Source organism: Vulcanococcus limneticus LL, from assembly GCF_943369875.1.
Lineage (GTDB): Bacteria > Cyanobacteriota > Cyanobacteriia > PCC-6307 > Cyanobiaceae > Vulcanococcus > Vulcanococcus limneticus_A.
In genome coordinates, this window is sequence record NZ_CALROT020000001.1 from 204,349 (window position 1) to 221,212 (window position 16,864).

17 protein-coding genes are annotated in these 16,864 nt (G+C 72.5%); 9 read left to right on the plus strand and 8 right to left on the minus strand.

Annotated features, from left to right (window positions below; genetic code table 11):
* Positions 1-84: 84 nt before the first annotated feature.
* The gene (locus tag ACLV7J_RS00985) at positions 85-1,590 is read left to right on the plus strand and encodes a bifunctional metallophosphatase/5'-nucleotidase (protein WP_411867268.1); all 1,506 of its coding nucleotides are present in this window, start codon (positions 85-87) and stop codon (positions 1,588-1,590) included.
* On the opposite strand, the gene ACLV7J_RS00990 is transcribed toward ACLV7J_RS00985, so the two are convergent.
* Complete coding sequence (locus ACLV7J_RS00990; protein ID WP_411867269.1) at positions 1,538-2,329, minus strand: MBL fold metallo-hydrolase; 792 nt, start codon at positions 2,327-2,329, stop codon at positions 1,538-1,540. The genes ACLV7J_RS00985 and ACLV7J_RS00990 overlap by 53 nt on opposite strands.
* 32 nt (positions 2,330-2,361) lie before the next feature.
* Positions 2,362-2,496, minus strand: a complete 135-nt coding sequence (locus ACLV7J_RS00995) for a hypothetical protein (RefSeq protein ID WP_411867270.1) — start codon at positions 2,494-2,496, stop codon at positions 2,362-2,364.
* A gap of 104 nt (positions 2,497-2,600) precedes the next feature.
* Here ACLV7J_RS00995 and ACLV7J_RS01000 point away from each other — a divergent pair, with 104 nt between their 5' ends.
* Complete coding sequence (locus ACLV7J_RS01000) at positions 2,601-4,328, plus strand: NAD(P)/FAD-dependent oxidoreductase (protein ID WP_411867271.1); 1,728 nt, start codon at positions 2,601-2,603, stop codon at positions 4,326-4,328.
* Here ACLV7J_RS01000 and ACLV7J_RS01005 read toward each other — a convergent pair.
* Complete coding sequence (locus tag ACLV7J_RS01005) at positions 4,267-4,632, minus strand: AbrB family transcriptional regulator (RefSeq protein ID WP_255127764.1); 366 nt, start codon at positions 4,630-4,632, stop codon at positions 4,267-4,269. The genes ACLV7J_RS01000 and ACLV7J_RS01005 overlap by 62 nt on opposite strands.
* A 223-nt stretch (positions 4,633-4,855) precedes the next feature.
* Between ACLV7J_RS01005 and ACLV7J_RS01010 the strand changes: the two genes are divergently transcribed.
* A complete protein-coding gene (locus tag ACLV7J_RS01010) occupies positions 4,856-6,709 on the plus strand; it encodes an FAD-binding domain-containing protein (protein WP_411867272.1) in 1,854 nt (617 codons plus the stop codon).
* A gap of 27 nt (positions 6,710-6,736) precedes the next feature.
* Here ACLV7J_RS01010 and pgeF read toward each other — a convergent pair whose 3' ends face one another.
* Genes pgeF through ACLV7J_RS01025 form a run of 3 tightly spaced genes read right to left on the minus strand, consistent with a single transcriptional unit; the run spans position 6,737 to position 9,900 of the window.
* Positions 6,737-7,585: a peptidoglycan editing factor PgeF gene (pgeF, locus tag ACLV7J_RS01015; RefSeq protein ID WP_411867273.1), complete on the minus strand. Its 849-nt coding sequence runs from the start codon at positions 7,583-7,585 to the stop codon at positions 6,737-6,739.
* Positions 7,586-7,600: 15 nt separating this feature from the next.
* Positions 7,601-8,503: a Tab2 family RNA-binding protein gene (locus ACLV7J_RS01020; protein WP_411867274.1), complete on the minus strand. Its 903-nt coding sequence runs from the start codon at positions 8,501-8,503 to the stop codon at positions 7,601-7,603.
* Positions 8,500-9,900, minus strand: coding sequence for a S1 RNA-binding domain-containing protein (locus tag ACLV7J_RS01025; RefSeq protein WP_411867275.1), 1,401 nt, complete (start codon positions 9,898-9,900; stop codon positions 8,500-8,502). Before ACLV7J_RS01025 ends, ACLV7J_RS01020 begins: the two co-directional genes overlap by 4 nt.
* 54 nt (positions 9,901-9,954) lie before the next feature.
* Between ACLV7J_RS01025 and ACLV7J_RS01030 the strand changes: the two genes are divergently transcribed.
* The 6 genes from ACLV7J_RS01030 (at position 9,955) to folE (ending at position 15,362) form a co-directional block, all read left to right on the plus strand.
* On the plus strand, positions 9,955-10,776 hold the full coding sequence (locus ACLV7J_RS01030) for a creatininase family protein (protein WP_411867276.1): 822 nt from the start codon (positions 9,955-9,957) through the stop codon (positions 10,774-10,776).
* A 26-nt stretch (positions 10,777-10,802) separates the two neighbouring features.
* Positions 10,803-11,522, plus strand: coding sequence for an aldehyde oxygenase (deformylating) (locus ACLV7J_RS01035; protein WP_411867277.1), 720 nt, complete (start codon positions 10,803-10,805; stop codon positions 11,520-11,522).
* Between the two features lie 133 nt (positions 11,523-11,655).
* Entirely contained in the window at positions 11,656-12,702 is a 1,047-nt protein-coding gene (locus ACLV7J_RS01040; RefSeq protein WP_411867278.1) for a long-chain acyl-[acyl-carrier-protein] reductase, read from the plus strand.
* Positions 12,703-12,786: 84 nt separating this feature from the next.
* On the plus strand, positions 12,787-13,776 hold the full coding sequence (locus tag ACLV7J_RS01045) for an acetyl-CoA carboxylase carboxyltransferase subunit alpha (protein WP_411867279.1): 990 nt from the start codon (positions 12,787-12,789) through the stop codon (positions 13,774-13,776).
* Positions 13,777-13,859: 83 nt separating this feature from the next.
* Positions 13,860-14,609: an SDR family oxidoreductase gene (locus ACLV7J_RS01050; RefSeq protein WP_411867280.1), complete on the plus strand. Its 750-nt coding sequence runs from the start codon at positions 13,860-13,862 to the stop codon at positions 14,607-14,609.
* A gap of 9 nt (positions 14,610-14,618) precedes the next feature.
* Positions 14,619-15,362 (plus strand): GTP cyclohydrolase I, encoded by a 744-nt coding sequence (gene folE / locus ACLV7J_RS01055; protein WP_411867281.1) that lies wholly within the window; start codon positions 14,619-14,621, stop codon positions 15,360-15,362.
* A gap of 163 nt (positions 15,363-15,525) precedes the next feature.
* Here the strand turns inward: folE and ACLV7J_RS01060 are convergent, their stop codons facing one another.
* Together ACLV7J_RS01060 and ACLV7J_RS01065 are read right to left on the minus strand one after the other, a co-directional pair.
* A complete protein-coding gene (locus tag ACLV7J_RS01060) occupies positions 15,526-16,098 on the minus strand; it encodes a hypothetical protein (RefSeq protein ID WP_411867282.1) in 573 nt (190 codons plus the stop codon).
* A 9-nt stretch (positions 16,099-16,107) separates the two neighbouring features.
* Positions 16,108-16,782 (minus strand): phosphoribosylanthranilate isomerase, encoded by a 675-nt coding sequence (locus ACLV7J_RS01065; protein WP_411867569.1) that lies wholly within the window; start codon positions 16,780-16,782, stop codon positions 16,108-16,110.
* Between the last annotated feature and the right edge of the window lie 82 nt (positions 16,783-16,864).

Below are 16,864 nucleotides of genomic sequence, written 5' to 3' on the forward strand. Positions count from 1 at the left end.
GGGGCCGGCGGCGCTGTGCCGCCCCGCTCTCCCGCTGGCCTGCCCCGAGGGGCGAGGCTCGCCGGTGCTGCGCTCGCCGCTGCCGTGCTCACCGGCACGCTGCTGGCCATCCCGGCGGCCGGGGCCGAGACGATCACACTGCAGCTGCTTCAGCTCAACGACGTCTACGAGATCACGCCCCTGCCCGGCGGTGGCGGTGACCTGGCCCGGGTGGCCGGCCTGGTGCGGCAGCTGCGGAGTCGTCAGCCCCACACCCTGGTGCTGCTCGCCGGAGATGCGCTCAGCCCCTCGGCCCTCGGCACCGCCCGGGTGGACGGCCAGCCCCTCGACGGCCGCCAGATGGTGGCGGTGCTCAATGCCCTCGGCCTGGATGGCGCCACCTTCGGCAACCACGAGTTCGACCTGGCGGAACCGTCCCTCCGCGCCCGGCTGCGGGAGTCGCGCTATGCCTGGATCTCCAGCAACGTGAGCGGCAGCGATGGCCGCCCCCTGGCCGGTGTGGCCCGGGACCGGCTCCTGGAGCTGCGCGGCCCCGGCGGCGGCCGGCTGCGCCTCGGTCTGCTCGGCGTCACCCTGCCCAGCAACCCGGCGCCCTACGTGCGCTACGCCGATCCGCTCGCCAGCGCCACCGCCCAGGCCCGGAGCCTGCGCGGGCGCGGCGCCGACGTGGTGGTGGCCCTCACCCACCAGGACCTCGCCGCCGACCAGCAGCTGGCGGACTCCGGCGCGCCCATTGACCTGATTCTGGGGGGCCATGAGCACGAGAACCTCCAGCAGCTGCGGCTGCGCAACCTCGCCGGGGCGACCCCCGGCTGCCGCCCCGCCGGCGTGCCGATCGCCAAGGCCGACGCCAACGCCCGCACCGTCGTGCTCCACACCCTCCGCTACGACACCCTGAGCCGCTGTCTGGCGATCCGCTCCGACCTGCTGCCGATCGACGGGCGCTGGCCGAGTGATCCCCCGGTGCGGCGGGAGGCGGAGCGCTGGCAGGCCCTGGGCGACGCCGCCTTCCGCCGCCAGGGCCTGCAGCCCGAGCGGGTGGTGGCCACCAGCCCCGTGCCCCTCGACGGCCGCTCCGCCAGCGTCCGCACCGGGCCCACCGCCCTCACCCGGCTGCTGGGCCAGGCCCTGCGGGCGGCCGTGCCCGGCAGCGAGCTGGCCATCCTCAACAGCGGCGCCATCCGCCTCGACGACGTGCTGCCCGCCGGCCCGATCCGCGAGCTGGATGTGGTGCGGGTGCTGCCCTTCGGCGGCCGCCTGCAGCGGATCGCCATCCAGGGGTCGCTGCTGGAGCGGGTGCTGGAGGCGGGCCTGGCCAACCGCGGCAACGGCGGTTTCCTGGTGCTCGATGGGGCCGAACGGGATGGCGCGGGCCGCTGGCGCATCGCCGGCCAGCCCCTGGACCTGGCGCGCCGCTACCAGGTGTCCATTGCCGAGTTCCTGCTCACCGGCCGCGAGAGCGGCCTGGGCTTCCTCACGGCCACCGCCCCGGGCCTGGAGCTGATGGGGGATGGCGGCGAGCTGCGCCAGGCGGTGATCAGCTGGCTGGCCCAGGGGCCGTGGCGGCCGCCGCAGCAGCAGCCCCGCTGAGGGCGTAGCGCTGGCCGGGCTGCGGATCGATCAGCCGCGTGCCGGCGGGCAGGCCCGCGGCGGCCTCCGTGGGGCTGCCCTTCTGCCACAGCCAGCGGGTGAGCAGGCCCTCGAAGCGCACCTCTCCGCCGGCGGTGCTGGCCAGCACGGTGCGCGGCGCGAAGCGCTCCAGCAGCTGGGGCAGTACCCCCTGGCCCCGCACGAAGGCCCCGGCCAGGGGCAGGCCCAGGTCCACCACCGGGGTGATCACCGCATCCAGGGGCCTGGGCGGCAGATCGGCGGCCAGGAAGCCATGGGGTTCGAGGTAGAGGCTGCCGGCGGGGTGCTCCAGCAGGTAGCCGTTCTCCACCTGGGGCACGGGTGCTCCGGCGCTGGCGGTGAGGCGCAGGTCGCCCAGGCGGTGCTCCTCACCGGGGCTGAGGGCCGTCACGGCCGTGAACCCCAGGGCCTGGACCCGGGCGGCGGCGCTGGCGGAGCCCACCACGGGCAGGCTCCTGGGCAGCAGCGCCAGGCTGGGGGGGTGGGTGTGGTCGGGCAGGCCCTGGGTGAGCAGCAGCAGATCGAGGTTCTCGGGCGCGGGCCAGCTGTGGGGCAGCTCCCCTTGGAAGAACCAGGGGCCCGGCGGGAACTGCAGCGGCCCGGTGAGCCAGGGATCCACCAGCACCCGCAGGTCGCCGAACTCCAGCAGCCAGCCGTTGGCGCCGTAATAGGTGGCGTGCAGCTCCGAACCCGACCCCATGGCAGCCCCCTGGCGTGCAGCGGGCCGCGACCCTAGGCCCCCTGCAGGCGCAGCCGCGCCCGGGGGGCGGGCCGCCGCCACCGCCAGAGCAGCAGCCCATGGGCCACGGCGCGCGCCACGCTGAGCACCGCCAGGCCGACGCACACGGGGCAGTGGGTCAGTCCCATGGACGGGGTGCTGCGGTGGGCTCACCCTGGCAGGGGGGCCCTGCCCCTGGGGTGCGGTGCTGGAATACCGACATGGGACGAGGTATGGAGCGGGAGGTGCGTGGGTGCTGCGGCTGAATGAACTGAAGCTGCCGCTCAGCCACAGCCCGGAGGATCTGGCCGCGGCGGTGCGGCGACGGCTGAAGCTGGGCGAGCAGGAGCTGCGCCACCTGCAGGTCGTGAAGCGCAGCGTCGATGCCCGCCGCAAGGACGCCATCCAGCTGGTGTATGGCCTGGAGCTGGAGCTCGATCCGGCCACGGAGCGCCAGCTGCTGCAGCGGTTCCGCCGCGATCCCCACCTGCAGCCCGCGCCCGACACCACGTACCAGGTCGTGGCCCGGTTCCCGGAGGCCGCCGGGTCCGGGCTGCCCCGGCCCGTGGTGGTGGGGGCCGGGCCCTGCGGCTATTTCTGCGCCCTGGTGCTGGCCCAGATGGGCCTGCGGCCGCTGCTGCTGGAGCGCGGCAAGCCGGTGAAGCAGCGCACGGCCGACACCTTCGGCTTCTGGAGGGGCAGCGCCCCCTTCAATCCCGAATCCAACGTGCAGTTCGGCGAGGGGGGGGCCGGCACCTTCTCCGACGGCAAGCTCTACAGCCAGGTGCGCGACCCGGGCCACCGCGGCCGCAAGGTGCTCGAGGAGCTGGTGGCCGCCGGCGCCAACCCCGACATCCTCTGGCTGCACCGCCCCCACATCGGCACCTTCAAGCTGGCCACGGTGGTGCGGGGCCTGCGGGCCCAGATCGAGCGGCTGGGGGGCGAGATCCAGTTCGAGAGCCGGGTGGAGCGGCTGGAGCTGGAGCCGGAACCCCGCCCGCCGGCCCCTGGTGACCAGGACGGCGGCAGCCCCCGCCGGCGGGTGCGGGGCGTCACCCTCGCCGATGGCCGCTTCATCGCCGCCGAGCAGGTGGTGCTGGCGGTGGGCCACAGCGCCCGCGACACCTTCACCATGCTGCGGGATGTGGGGGTGGCGATGGAGGCCAAGCCCTTCTCGGTGGGCGTGCGCATCGAGCACCCCCAGGACCTGATTGATCGGGCCCGCTGGGGCACCTGCGCCGGCCACCCGCTGCTGGGGTCCGCCGAATACAAGCTGGTGCACCACGCCAGCAACGGCCGCTGCGTCTACAGCTTCTGCATGTGCCCCGGGGGCCTGGTGGTGGGCGCCACCTCGGAAGAGGGCCGGGTGGTGACCAACGGCATGAGCCAGCACACCCGCAACGAGCGCAATGCCAACAGCGGCATCGTCGTCAACATCGAACCGGCCGACGTGGCGCCCTATGGCGAGGGGCCCGGCGATCCCCTGGCGGGCATGGCCTTCCAGCGCCACTGGGAGCGCCAGGCCTATGAGCAGGGGGGCTGCAGCTACGCCGCCCCGGCCCAGCGCCTGGCCGACTTCCTGGCGGGCCGCGCCTCAGCGGCGCTGGGCGGGGTGGCCCCCTCCTACGCCCCTGGGGTGACCCCCACGGACCTGGCCCCCTGCCTGCCGGACTATGTGGTGGAGGCCCTGCGGGAGGCCCTGCCCGCCTTCGGCCAGAAGATCCCCGGCTATGCCCTGGAGGATGCCCTGCTCACCGGTGTTGAGACCCGCACCTCCAGCCCCGTGCGCCTGCCGCGCACGGCCGAACTGGAGAGTCTGACGATCGAGGGGCTCTATCCGGCCGGTGAGGGCGCCGGCTATGCCGGCGGCATCCTCTCGGCGGGCATCGACGGCATCCGGGTGGCCGAAGCCGTGGCCCTCAATCTTCGTCGTCGGTGGAGCCCAGGGGGGCCAGCCGGATCTGCTTGCGGCCCAGCTTGATCTCGAACTCGTCGCCGGGTTTGAGGTCCAGCAGGGCGGTATAGGCCTTGCCGACCATCAGGTTGCCGTTGAATTGCACCTTGGTGGTGAAGCTCAGCTTGCGACCACCCTTTCCCACCTTGGCGGCACCGCCACCGAATTCCACGCCCTTGGCATTGAGCAGGGCCTCGTAGAAGGCCGTGAAGTTCAGCCGTTCGGTGCCGTCCTTCTTGGTGGAGACATAGCCGCAGGCGCGCACGATGTCCGACTTGCTGGCGTCGCCGAGGTCTTTGACCTTGGCGAGGAGATCAGCGCCTGTGAGCATTGGGAGGAATTATGCGACATGTGCATTATTTCACTCCATTGGCGCCATGTGCAACCCCTTGGCTAGTTGTCTTGACCGGTCGCAGTTGGTCTGGTGAGGTGCTAGGTGCCGGCCGTTCAGCGCAAAGATTGCCGAACGAGCGCGGCGCCATTCCGTTCACTCCGGCGCCGCCTTTCGCGGCTGAGCAGCGGATTCGCCACGATGGCGCCAGTGCGCACGGGCCATGGCGGCCACCCTGATCTGGTTCCGGCGGGATCTGCGCCTGGTCGACCACGCCGTGGTGGAGGCCGCCTGCCGGCGCGGACCGGTGCTGCCGGTGTTCGTGCTCGATGACGCGCTGCTGTTTCACCCCGAGACGGCGGTGGCCCGGGTGGCCTTCCTGCTGGAGAGCCTGCGGGCCCTCGACCACGACTGGCGCCGCATCGGCGGCCGGCTGCTGGTGCGCCGCGGCGAGCCGGCCCAGACCCTGCTGACCCTGGCCCGGGCCGCTGGGGCCGACCGGCTGATGGCCTACACCGACAGTGAGCGGCTGGTGGGCCGGGTGCGCGATGCCCGGGTGAACCGGGTGCTGGCGGGGGCGGGGATCGCCCTGGACTGGATCGAACCCCCCGGGGCCACGGGCGAGCTGATCAGCTCCGCCAGCTGGCGGCGCCACTGGCACGGCGCAATGGCGGCACCGCTGCACGCCACCCCCGAACGGGCGGTGGTGCCGGAGCCGCAGGGTGCCCTCGCCGATCGGCCGATCCCCAGCCTGCAGCAGCTCGGCCTGCGCCCCGACGCCAAGCCGATTCCCCCCGCCGGCACCGCCGCGGCCCAGGCCCTGCTGGAGCGCTTCTGCAGCGGTGGGGCGGCCCGCAGCTATTTCTGGGAGCTGAGCTACCCGGCGGCGAAGGTCAGCACCGGCCTCAGCCCCTACCTGAAATTCGGGGTGATCTCGCCGCGCCAGTGCCTGCGGCGGATCGCGGCGTTGTCGGGGGAAGGCGACCGCCGCCTGGCCCGCAGTGCCCTGCAGCTGGCCAGCCGGCTGCGCTGGGCCGCCGCCATCACCCAGCGCTTCCGGTACCTGCCCCAGCTGGAGCTTCGCTCGCTCTGGAGCCGCTTCGACGCCGAGCCCTGGGGCTTCGACGCCGAGCTCTACGACGCCTGGCGGGAGGGCCGCACCGGCTTTCCGATCGTGGATGCGGCGGCCCGCTGCCTGCAGGCGGAGGGCGGTTGGCGGGAGCTGAACTTCCGCAGCCGCGCCATCTACGCCAGCTTCCTCTCCAACCTCGGCGGCATCGACTGGCGCTATGGCGCCCTGCACTTCATGCGCCACCTGATCGATGGCGACTGTCCGATCGACCACTACCAGTGGGCCATGCAGGCCGGCGTGACCTACCGGGGCGAGCGGGCCTGGAGCCGCATCTATCACCCGGGCCAGGTGGCGGTGGACCGCTGCGATCCCCAGGGCCTGTTCATCCGCCGCTGGCTGCCGGAGCTGGCCGAGCTCACCAACGACCAGCTGGGGGCCCCGCCAGCGATGGCCGCCTACCCGGCCCCGACCCTCGACTACGAGTCGGCGCGCCGCCGGCGGATCGAGCAGCTGGCCGAGCGGCGTCAGCGGCTGACGGAGCGGGACCAGCTGGCGGGGGAGAGCTCGATCGCGGGCCAGAGCCGGATCATTGGGCTGGGGCCCCTGGCCGGCCTGGCCGAGCTTCCGGCCGACCTCACCCCCTTCGCGGCGGAGCGCTTCCCCGAGGCGGTGCTGGGCTGGGCCCAGGAGAAGGGGGCGGCCCTGTTCCCGCCGGCCCTGGATCTCGCCAGTCTGGATGGCCCCGCCCGCCGCGAGCTGGCCAGCTGGCTGACGATGGCCCGCAGCGGCTCCGCCTCAGGCAGCCGGGGTCGCCAGGCCGATCCAGACGCCCCGGGGCCGGCGGGCGGCCGAAGCGCAGCCAGGGGCCGCGATGGCGCCCGCAGCGGTGGGCGGAGCGATGGGCGCAGTGGTGGCCGCTCCGGTGGCCGCGCCCGGGTGGCGCCCGGGCAGCTCAGCCTGGATCTGGGGATGGATCGGGCGAGCGATTTGGACCTGGAACGGTGAGCGTCAGCGCGATCGGCCTGCCCTCACTCAGGCCGCCTGGGCCACGATGCCGCTCCACTGCACGGCCTTGACCTGATCGCGGCGCCAGGAGTGGAACAGCAGCGGCTCCGCCACCGTGCACAGGGGGCAGAGGGCGATGCGGCCGGGATCCAGGCCGGCGTTCACCAGCTGCAGGCGGGTGGCGCGGCGGATGTCGAGGCGATCGCGGTCGGGCTGGGGATCGGCCAGCAGGGCGCCCACCTCCGAGAGGCTGGCCAGGGCGGCCTCGAGGGTGTCTGGCGCGAGGGCCTCGGGCTGCAGCGGCGCGGCCCCGGGGGCGGCCAGCACACTCGCCGCCACCTGTTCACTGACGCCCCGCTCCACCTGGTAGTTGTCCCCACTCACCGCCGGCCCCAGGGCCACCAGCAGCTGCTCGCGGCGGCTGCCGGCCGCCTCCAGCCGGGCGATGGCTTCGAGCACGATGCCGCCGGCCAGGCCCCGCCAGCCGGCGTGGCAGGCGGCCACGCGGCCGCTGCCGGGATCGGCCAGCAGCACCGGCGTGCAGTCGGCGCCGCAGACCCAGAGGCTCTGGCCGCCAGCGTCGCTCACCAGGCCATCGGCCTCGGGCCAGGGCTGGCCCTCCGCGGCGCTGGCGGGCAGCACCTCGGCGCTGTGCACCTGCTGGGGCCGGTGCACGCTCACCCCCGCGCTCAGGTAGCCCGCCAGCACCTCGGGGCCGCGGCCCTGCCACTGGCGGGTGAAGAAGCCGTGCTCGAAGGCCGCCAGCAGGTCGGCCTGGAGGTAGTAGCCGCCGTAGCAGCCCACCCAGCTCCAACCCTCCAGGGCGTTGAAGCCGGCATCGGGCCGATCAAACGGGGGATCGACGGCTTCGGCCATCAGCGCACTCCGCCGTCAGGCATCGGGCAGGTCGCGCAGGATCCAGAAGCCCTCGAAGCGGGGCTCGTCCTCGGCGGCCTGCACCGCCAGGAACTGGACGCCGCCGGCCTGCTCGCGGGCCGCCTGGAAGGCGGCGGCCGCCGCCTGGGCCTCCTCGGACTCGAGGCGGCCCAGCAGCCAGCGGTCCTCCAGGCCCGCTTCCAGCACCAGCTGGTTGTCGCTGATCGCCAGGCGCACCGGCTCCAGGCCCGCCAGCCAGCCGGCGATGGCCAGGGCCCGTGGGCCGCCGATCAGCCGCAGACCGCTCACCGGCACATCCTCGGCCAGGTCGGCGGGCAGGGCCACCAGCCCCGGGAAGCTGATCTCCCACTGGCCGGCCTCCCGCAGGGCCCCCAGGGGCAGGGAGGCCCAGCTCCAGCTCTGGCCGCGGGCGGCCTCCGGCAGGGGCACCGCCATCGGCTGCATCAGCTGGGGCGGTGGGGCCAGGGGGCCGGCCATGTAGCCCTCCTCGGCCGGGTACACCGTGGCCTGGCGCTCCTGCAGCCACTCCACCAGGGCGTAGCAGCGGCGGCTGGGCACCAGCTCCAGCCCCAGGGCCTCGGCGGCCCGCTGCACCATCGTGCGCATCGAGGCCCGCCAGCAGCGCACGCGCCGCGGCGGGGCGTAGCCCTGCGCCGCCGCCGCCTGCTGGGCCTCGGCCAGGGCCTCCTTGAGCCAGGTGGAGTTGACGCTCGTGGCCGGGCAGCGCTGCACCCAGCGGAACGGCTCCACGCCGGCCGGGGCGTCGGCCGCGCTGGTGGAGCACACCAGCAGCTCCCAGCGCTTCTTGCCGTCGGATTCGAGGATCGGACGGGAGTAGTAGTCCAGTTCCCAGTCGGCCTGGATCAGGCCGGGGGCCGCTTCGATCAGCTGGCTCATCCGGCGTTCTGTTCCTGTTGGCGCAGCACGTTGCGGGCCCGGTTGGCCCGGTCGGTGGCCTCGGCCATCACCTTCTCCTTGTCGATCAGCAGCTCGCCGGGCTGGCCCTCCAGCAGGGCGGTGTTGAGGGCGATGCGGCCGCGGCTGGGATCCAGCTCGGTGATCAGCGCCTTGACGCGATCGCCGTGGTCGAACACCTCGCGCAGGTCGCGCAGCTGGCCGCCGCTGATGCTGGATTGGTGCAGCAGGCCGCTGACGCCGCCCAAGTCCACGAACAGGCCGTAGGGCTTGACGGCCACCACCTGGCCCTCCACCAGCTGGCCCACCTCCAGGTTCTGGAAGAACGCGGCGCTGGCGGCCTTCTTCTCCGAGAGCACAAGCTTGCGGGTCTCCGCGTTCACCTCCAGGAAGGCCACGCCGAGGGTCTTGCCCATCAGGGCCTCGTGGTTCTCGCCCTCCTGCAGCTGGGAGCGGGGGATGAAGCCGCGCAGCCCCTCCAGATCGGCGGTGACGCCGCCGCGGTTGAAGCCGTTCACCTTCACCTGCACCACCTTGCCCTCCTTCTCCAGCTGGCGCACCTTCTCCCAGCTGTGGCGCAGGGCCAGGGCCCGGGCGCTCACGGTCACCATGCCGTCGGCATTCTGCTCGCGGGTGACGAGCACCTCCACCTCCAGGCCGCGGGGGAAGCGCTCCTTGAGGTTCGTGATCACCCCGAGGGCGGCTTCCTTCTTGGGCATGAAGCCGGGGGCCTTGCCGCCGATGTCCACATACACGCCATCGCTCTCGACCCCCACCACGACGCCCTTGGCCACCTCACCGGTGGTGCCCACGAAATCCTGCTCGTCGAGTGCCGCCAGGAAGGCGTCGGCATCGAAGTCGAAGTCGTCGACGGTGCGGGAGGGCACGGCGGCGGTGGGCTGGCTCTGGGCTGCCGCGCCTGCCCCGAACGCCTTGGCCGAGCCGGTGGCTCCCGCTCGGCCGCCGCGGCGCTTGCTGTCGTCCGGGCCCAGCAGGTCGGCCATGGTCAGGCCCTCGAAGGCCCCCATGTCGAACAGTTCGGCATCGCCGCCCGCGGGGCGGGCGGGGGCGCTGGGGCGCTGGGGCGCCTGCGGGGCCACCGGCGCCAGGGGCTCCTCCCCCCGGGCGGCGCGGGCGGCGTTCTCCAGTTCGGCGGCCCGCTGCTGGGCCGCGTCCGCGGCGGCCCTGGCCTCGGCGGCCTCGCGCTCCAGCCGGTCCTGCTCCTCGCGGCGGTTGATGGCCAGCACCTGGGGGGGCTTCCTCACCGGCGCCTGGGCTGCCGCCGCGGGCCGCACCGGTGCCGGCGGCGCCGGTCTGGGGGACTGGGCCTGGGGCCTGGTCGGCGGCTGGGGGGGCTGCGGGGTGCCGGATCCGGCCATGACCACGAGGGATGCACAGCGCCACACTGTAGGGACGTCCGCCGGGCTTTCTGGATGCGCCCCCACCGCGGTCTGGAGCGGCTGAGCTGGCCGGAGCTGCAGCGGGCGGCGGCCCGGCCGGGCAGCACGGTGCTCTGGCCCTTCGGGGCCTTCGAGCAGCACGGCCCCCAGTTGCCCCTCGGCACCGATGCCCTGTTCGCCGAGCGGCTGGCCGCGGCGGTGCTGGAGCGGCTGGAGCAGGACGGCAGCGATCCCCCGATCTGGAGCCTGCCCTGCTGGAGCTTCGGCTTCTCGCCGGAGCACGCCGGCTTCCCCGGCACCCTCAGCCTGCCGGCGGAGCTGCTGATCGCCCAGATCGTGGCCCTGGGCGGCCAGCTGGCGGCGGCCGGGTTCCGCCGCCTGGTGCTGTTCAACGGCCACGGCGGCCAGATCGCCCTGCTGCAGGTGGCGGCCCGCCAGCTGCGGGCCGCGCACCCCCAGCTGGCGGTGCTGCCCCTGTTCCTGTGGAGCGGCCCGCCGGGCGTCTCCGCGCTGATCCCCGAGCCCGAGCGCAGCCAGGGCCTCCATGCCGGCCTGGCCGAAACCAGCCTGATGCTGCACCTGGCACCGGAGCGGGTGGGCCCGGAGCGCCCCGTCGACGGGCTGCTGCCGGAGCCGCCGCCGCCCGGCTGGAGCCTGGAGGGGGCCGTGCCCCAGGCCTGGCTCACCGCCGATCTCTCGCGCTCGGGGGTGGTGGGGGATGCCCGCGGCGCCAGTGCCGCCCTGGGCGAGCGCCTGTTCGAGCAGCTCGTGGCGGGCTGGACCCGATTGTTCACGGACCTGCTGACCAGCGACTGGCCGCCCGTCAGCACCGGATCACCATGGTTACAGTCATGACCTGACCTGTTCCTGTTCCGGTAGCCATGGCCACCCTCGACACCGCAGCGGCCTCCGCCACCCTCGAGGGCTCCGCACTGCCCGACTTTGCGAGCGCTACCTATAAGGACGCCTACAGCCGCATCAACGCGATCGTGATCGAGGGCGAGCAGGAAGCCCACGACAACTACATCGCCATCGGCGGCCTGATCCCCGAGCAGGCCGAGGAGCTCACCAAGCTGGCCCGCATGGAGCTCAAGCACAAGAAGGGCTTCACCGCCTGTGCCGCCAACCTGGGCGTGGAGGCGGACATGCCCTTCGCCAAGCAGTTCTTCACACCCCTGCACGACAACTTCCAGGCGGCCCTGGCCGAGGGCAAGGTGACCACCTGTCTGCTGATCCAGGCGATCCTGATCGAGGCCTTCGCCATCTCGGCCTACCACATCTATATCCCTGTCTCCGATCCCTTCGCCCGCAAGATCACCGAGGGCGTGGTGAAGGACGAGTACACCCACCTCAACTACGGCCAGGAGTGGCTCAAGGCCAACCTGGAGAGCGTGCGTGAGGAGCTCGAGCAGGCCAACCGCGAGAACCTGCCGCTGGTGCGCAAGATGCTGGAGCAGGTGGCCGATGACGCCGCCGTCCTGCACATGGACAAGGAGGACCTGATGGCCGACTTCATGACCTCCTATCAGGAGGCCCTGATCGAGATCGGCTTCACCTCCCGCGAGATCGCCCGCCTGGCCACCGCCGCCCTGCTGGGCTGAGGGCTGCTCCGTCGGGTCGTTCGGTCGCGCCGGACGGTTTGTTCGGACGGTTGGCCAGGCTGCCCGTGGCAAACTGTGTCCACGGTCACACCTGACCCTGCGCCTGTCGCCCTCCAGCCACCACCCCACCTGCATGTTCGGCCTGATCGGTCACTCCACCAGCCTTGAAGAGGCCCGGAGCAAGGCCCTTGCCCTTGGTTATCCCGAGTACGCCGAGGGCGATTTCGAGATGTGGTGCGTGGCTCCACCCCAGCTGGTGGAAACCGTGCATGTCACCAGCCGCACCGGTCAGGTGATCGAGGGCGCCTACATCGATTCGGTGTTCGTGCCCGAGATGCTGAGCCGCTTCAAGACGGCACGGCGCAAGGTGCTCAGCGCCATGGAGCTCGCCCAGAAGAACGACATCGCCATCACGGCGCTGGGGGGCTTCACCTCGATCATCTTCGAGAACTTCAACCTGCTCAAGGAGCAGCACATCCGCGGCACCACCCTGGAGTGGGAGCGCTTCACCACCGGCAACACCCACACCGCCTGGGTGATCTGCCAGCAGGTGGAGCGCAACGCCCCCCTGCTCGGCATCGACCTGGCCAAGGCCAAGGTGGCCGTGGTGGGCGCCACCGGTGACATCGGCAGCGCCGTCTGCCGCTGGCTGCAGCGCAGCGGCGTGGGCGAGCTGCTGCTGGTGGCCCGCCAGCAGCCGCGGCTGCAGGAGCTGCAGAGCGAGCTGGGCGGCGGCCGGATCCTGCCCCTGGAGGAGGCCCTGCCCGAGGCCGATGTGGTGGTGTGGGTCGCCAGCCTGCCCCAGGGCCTGGCCGTCGATCCCGCCAGCCTCAAGAAGCCCTGTCTGATGATCGACGGCGGCTACCCCAAGAACCTGGACAGCAAGTTCGCCGGTGAGGGCGTGCATGTGATCAAGGGCGGCATCGTGGAGTTCTGGCAGGACCTGGGCTGGCAGATGATGGAGGTGGCGGAGATGGAGAATCCCAAGCGCCAGCTGTTCGCCTGCTTCGCCGAGGCGATGCTGCTGGAGTTCGAGGGCATCCACACCAACTTCAGCTGGGGCCGCAACAACATCACCCTGGAGGCGATGGAGCGGATCGGTGAGGCCTCCCTGCGGCATGGCTTCCAGGCCCTCGGCCTCGATCCGGCCCGCCTGGGGCATCAGCTGGCTGCCGTCTGAGCTCGCGCCCCCGTCGCCATCGCACCGCGCGAGCTCAGTCCTCCACCCCGGCCCCGTCCGTCTGTCCCCCAGTCCGCCCACTCCATGGTCCGCCGCCCCCTGCTTGAGTTCGAGAAGCCTCTGGTGGAGCTGGAGGAACAGATCGAGCAGATCCGCCAGCTGGCCAAGGATTCCGAGGTGGACGTGAGCCAGCAGCTGCTGCAGCTGGAAACCCTCGCCGCCCGGCGCCGGGAGGAGATCTTCAGCAGCCTCACCCCGGCCCAGAAGATCCAGGTGGCGCGCCATCCCCAGCGCCCCAGCACCCTCGACTACATCCAGGTGCTCACCGATGAGTGGATCGAGCTCCACGGCGACCGCCGCGGCAGCGACGACCAGGCCCTGGTGGGCGGCGTCGGTCGCATCGGCGATCAGGCCGTCGTGCTGCTGGGCCACCAGAAGGGCCGCGACACGAAGGAGAACGTGGCCCGCAACTTCGGCATGGCCTCCCCCGGTGGCTACCGCAAGGCCCTGCGCCTGATGGAGCACGCCGACCGCTTCCGGCTGCCGATCCTCACCTTCATCGACACCCCCGGTGCCTACGCCGGTCTGCTGGCCGAGGAGCAGGGCCAGGGCGAGGCCATCGCCGTGAACCTGCGGGAGATGTTCCGGCTGCGGGTGCCGATCATCGCCACCGTGATCGGCGAGGGGGGCTCCGGTGGGGCCCTGGGCATCGGTGTGGCCGACCGGCTGCTGATGTTCGAGCACAGCGTGTACACCGTGGCCAGCCCCGAGGCCTGCGCCTCGATCCTCTGGCGCGATGCCGCCAAGGCCTCCGCGGCCGCCGAGGCCCTCAAGATCACCGCTGCGGATCTGCTCCAGCTGGGCGTGATCGACGACGTGATCAGCGAGCCCTCCGGGGGCAACCACTGGTCGCCGCTGCAGGCGGCCGAGGGCCTCCGGCAGGCCCTGCTGCGCCATCTGGGCGAGCTTCAGCAGCTGACCGAGGCCCAGCTGAAGCAGCAGCGCTACGCCAAGTTCCGGGCCATGGGGCGCTACCTGGAGGCCGGGGCCACCGACACCTCCCTGAGTTCCTGAACGGAGCCCCCCGCCCCTCAGCCCAAGGATCCGAACCTTTAAGGTTTCGTTTCGATTCCCCGGGGGCGGTGCCCCCTGTGTGTTTGCCCGTCGCCCTGATCACCGGCGCCTCCCGGGGCATCGGCGCCGCCGCCGCCCGACGCTTCGTCGCCGCCGGCTACGACCTGCTGTTGCTCTCCCGCAGCGCCGACGCCCTGGAGGCGCTGGCCGAGGAGCTGCGCCACGGCAGCGGCGATCCCCGTCCCGCTGGCGATCCCTCGCCCGCCGTGCGCCGGATCGAGACCCTGGCCCTGGACCTGGCCGACCCTGCCGCCATCGCCCCTGGCCTGGCCGAGCTGCTCGGCCGCGGCCTCACCCCCCAGACGGTGATCAACAACGCCGGCGCCGCCTACACCGGCTCCCTGGCCGAGATGCCCGTGGAGCGCTGGCAGTGGCTGTTCCAGCTCAATGTCACCAGCGTGTTCCAGGTGAGCCAGGCGGTGCTGCCCGCCCTGCGGGCGGCCGGGGGCGGCCACCTGATCAACGTGAGCAGCCACGCCGCCCGCCAGGCCTTCCCCGACTGGGGGGCCTACTGCGCCAGCAAGGCCGCCCTGGCCTCCCTCAGTCGCTGTCTGGCGGAGGAGGAGCGGCCCCACGGGATCCGGGTGAGCACGCTCACCCTGGGTGCGGTCAATACGCCCCTGTGGGATAGCGAAACCGTCCACAGTTCCTTTGATCGGCGTGCCATGCTTGATCCCGAGCGTGCGGCCGAAGCCCTGCTGTTGCTCGCCCAACAGCCCGCCTCCCAAGTTGTGGAGGACCTCACCCTCATGCCGGCCGCCGGCGCTCTCTGAGATCACTCCATGACCTCCACCCTCCCCTCGAGCTTCACCGGCCAGCCGAGCACTCCTGACTCCGCTCCGCTGCCCGTGAGCCTGCGCATCCGCCAGCGGCTCGAGGCCGCCGGCGTGCCCTTCCTCGCCAACGACAACATCGCCGAGCAGCTGCTGGAGGGTGAACTCGACCAGCTGGAGATCGAGGTGGCCGGCAAGGTGCGGGAGCTGCTGCGCAGCCTCGTGATCGACATCGACAACGACCACAACACCGAGGAGACGGCCGAGCGCGTCGCCCGCATGTATCTGCATGAGGTGTTCAAGGGTCGCTATCACCATCAGCCGAAGATCGCCAGCTTCCCCAATGTCAAGAAGCTGGATGAGATCTACACCGTGGGTCCGATCACGGTGCGTTCCGCCTGCTCCCACCACCTGGTGCCGATTCTCGGCTCCTGCTGGATCGGCATCAAGCCGGGCGAACGGGTGATCGGCCTGTCCAAGTTCACCCGCGTGGCGGACTGGGTGTTCTCCCGGCCCCACATCCAGGAGGAAGCGGTGATGATCCTGGCCGATGAGATCGAGCGCCTCTGCAAGCCCCAGGGCCTGGCGATTCTCGTCAAGGCTCAGCACTACTGCATGAAGTGGCGCGGCGTGAAGGAACCTCAGACCAGCATGGTGAATTCGGTGGTGCGCGGTGATTTCCGCCACGACCCAAGCCTCAAGGCCGAGTTCTTCGAACTGGTCAAGCAGCAGGAATCCCTGCTCGGCCACTGACACCCGGGCGCTGACTCTGGTCCACTTCGTCAGCTGCGCGAGTCACATCGGGCCAGTGACGTCGGCCGTTGCAGGCGGCCGTTGAAGCCGGCCAAGTCCATCGCAGGGGCTCCACAGCCCGCAGGCCGGCTGGCCCCGAACCCGGGGCCAGCCGGTTCGTGTGTCAGGGCGCGGCCTGGATCGGCCCCAGGGGCGTGGAGGCCACCCGCTTGACCTGGCCGTTCTGCGTCACCACGGCCACCACCATCACCCGCTGGCCGATGTCGATCGGGCTGGGCACGTAGCGGGTGCCGTTGGCCCCCTCGATCAGCACCCAGCTGCGCTGGCCCGGGGCCAGGCGATACCAGTGGTAGTTGGCGGTGGGCAGGGCCGCCCGCGCGGCGGCGACCGCCGTGGCGGTGAGCAGCCCGCCCACGGCGGCGTTGCCCTCCAGCACCAGCTGGCGCAGGCCATCGATCTGCTGCTGTACGGCCCCCTCCTGCTGAAGGGTGTCGGAGAGCTGTTGCTCCAGGGCGCGGATCTGCTGCTGGGGGTCGGCACTCACCCCCGGCACGCACTGGATGTCGGCCCCCACCAGCTGGCAGCCCACCAGATCCTGGGCGCGGGCGGCCCCCCCGAGGGCGAGGCCGGTCGCGGTCAGGGCCATGGCGGTGACGGCGGTGGCCGCGAAGCCGGCGGCCCTGGCGCCTCCCCTGCAGGCTCCGGCGACGGGCAGGGGGAATGGGGCGGGTGCCATCGGCGCAGCTCAGCTGGGCTGATCCTGGCGGAAGGGCCGCAGGGCAGCCACCAGGGCGCCGACTCGCTCGAGGTCCTTGTCGCCCGGGGCGCGCTCCACGGAGCTGGAGGCATCGAGGCCATCGGGCCGCAGGCTCGCCAGCACCGGTGCCACCCGCTCGGGGCTGATGCCGCCGGCCAGCCACCAGGGCCGCTGCGGATGGAACGCCTGCAGCCACTCGATCGGGATGCGGTGGCCCGTGCCCCCCAGCTGGTCCGGCACCCAGGCATCCAGCAGCAGCGCGTCCACGTGGGGGGCGTAGGCGTCCGCCAGCAGCAGGTCTTCGGGACGGCGGATGCGCAGGGCCTTCCACAGCGCCAGCCCCGGGCCCAGGCGCTGGCGCAGCGCGGCGCAGCGCTCGGGCGACTCATCGCCGTGCAGCTGCACCACCTGGTGTCCCTGCCCCGCCGCCAGCTCCGCCAGCTCGGCCTCGCCGGGGTCGGCCACCACCAGCACCCCCAGGCAGGCCGGGGCGGCCTGGGCCATGGCCGCAAACAGGGCGGGGCGCTCCTCCGGCGCCAGCCAGCGGGGGGAGCGCCGCACGCCGATCACGCCGAGGGCGTCCACCCCCAGGGCGGCCACGGCGGCCGCCTGCTGGGGCTGGCGCAGGCCGCACACCTTCAGCAGCGGCCGCTGGCGGGGCAACGCCGGTGGCTTGGGCGAGGTCGGCGCCGGGGACTGGGGCGTGGACGTCGGGGGCACGGCGGACACGGCGGCCTGCGGGGTC

What these genes read in the sequence shown, in the direction of transcription:
- folE (WP_411867281.1), top strand. Translation starts at nt 14,619, where the DNA reads ATGACCTCCACCCTCCCCTCGAGCTTCACCGGCCAGCCGAGCACTCCT.
- ACLV7J_RS01060 (WP_411867282.1), bottom strand. Translation starts at nt 16,098, where the DNA reads ATGGCACCCGCCCCATTCCCCCTGCCCGTCGCCGGAGCCTGCAGGGGA.
- ACLV7J_RS01040 (WP_411867278.1), top strand. Translation starts at nt 11,656, where the DNA reads ATGTTCGGCCTGATCGGTCACTCCACCAGCCTTGAAGAGGCCCGGAGC.
- ACLV7J_RS00995 (WP_411867270.1), bottom strand. Translation starts at nt 2,496, where the DNA reads ATGGGACTGACCCACTGCCCCGTGTGCGTCGGCCTGGCGGTGCTCAGC.
- ACLV7J_RS01010 (WP_411867272.1), top strand. Translation starts at nt 4,856, where the DNA reads ATGGCGGCCACCCTGATCTGGTTCCGGCGGGATCTGCGCCTGGTCGAC.
- ACLV7J_RS01035 (WP_411867277.1), top strand. Translation starts at nt 10,803, where the DNA reads ATGGCCACCCTCGACACCGCAGCGGCCTCCGCCACCCTCGAGGGCTCC.
- pgeF (WP_411867273.1), bottom strand. Translation starts at nt 7,585, where the DNA reads ATGGCCGAAGCCGTCGATCCCCCGTTTGATCGGCCCGATGCCGGCTTC.
- ACLV7J_RS00990 (WP_411867269.1), bottom strand. Translation starts at nt 2,329, where the DNA reads ATGGGGTCGGGTTCGGAGCTGCACGCCACCTATTACGGCGCCAACGGC.
- ACLV7J_RS01045 (WP_411867279.1), top strand. Translation starts at nt 12,787, where the DNA reads ATGGTCCGCCGCCCCCTGCTTGAGTTCGAGAAGCCTCTGGTGGAGCTG.
- ACLV7J_RS01005 (WP_255127764.1), bottom strand. Translation starts at nt 4,632, where the DNA reads ATGCTCACAGGCGCTGATCTCCTCGCCAAGGTCAAAGACCTCGGCGAC.
- ACLV7J_RS01025 (WP_411867275.1), bottom strand. Translation starts at nt 9,900, where the DNA reads ATGGCCGGATCCGGCACCCCGCAGCCCCCCCAGCCGCCGACCAGGCCC.
- ACLV7J_RS01030 (WP_411867276.1), top strand. Translation starts at nt 9,955, where the DNA reads ATGCGCCCCCACCGCGGTCTGGAGCGGCTGAGCTGGCCGGAGCTGCAG.
- ACLV7J_RS01020 (WP_411867274.1), bottom strand. Translation starts at nt 8,503, where the DNA reads ATGAGCCAGCTGATCGAAGCGGCCCCCGGCCTGATCCAGGCCGACTGG.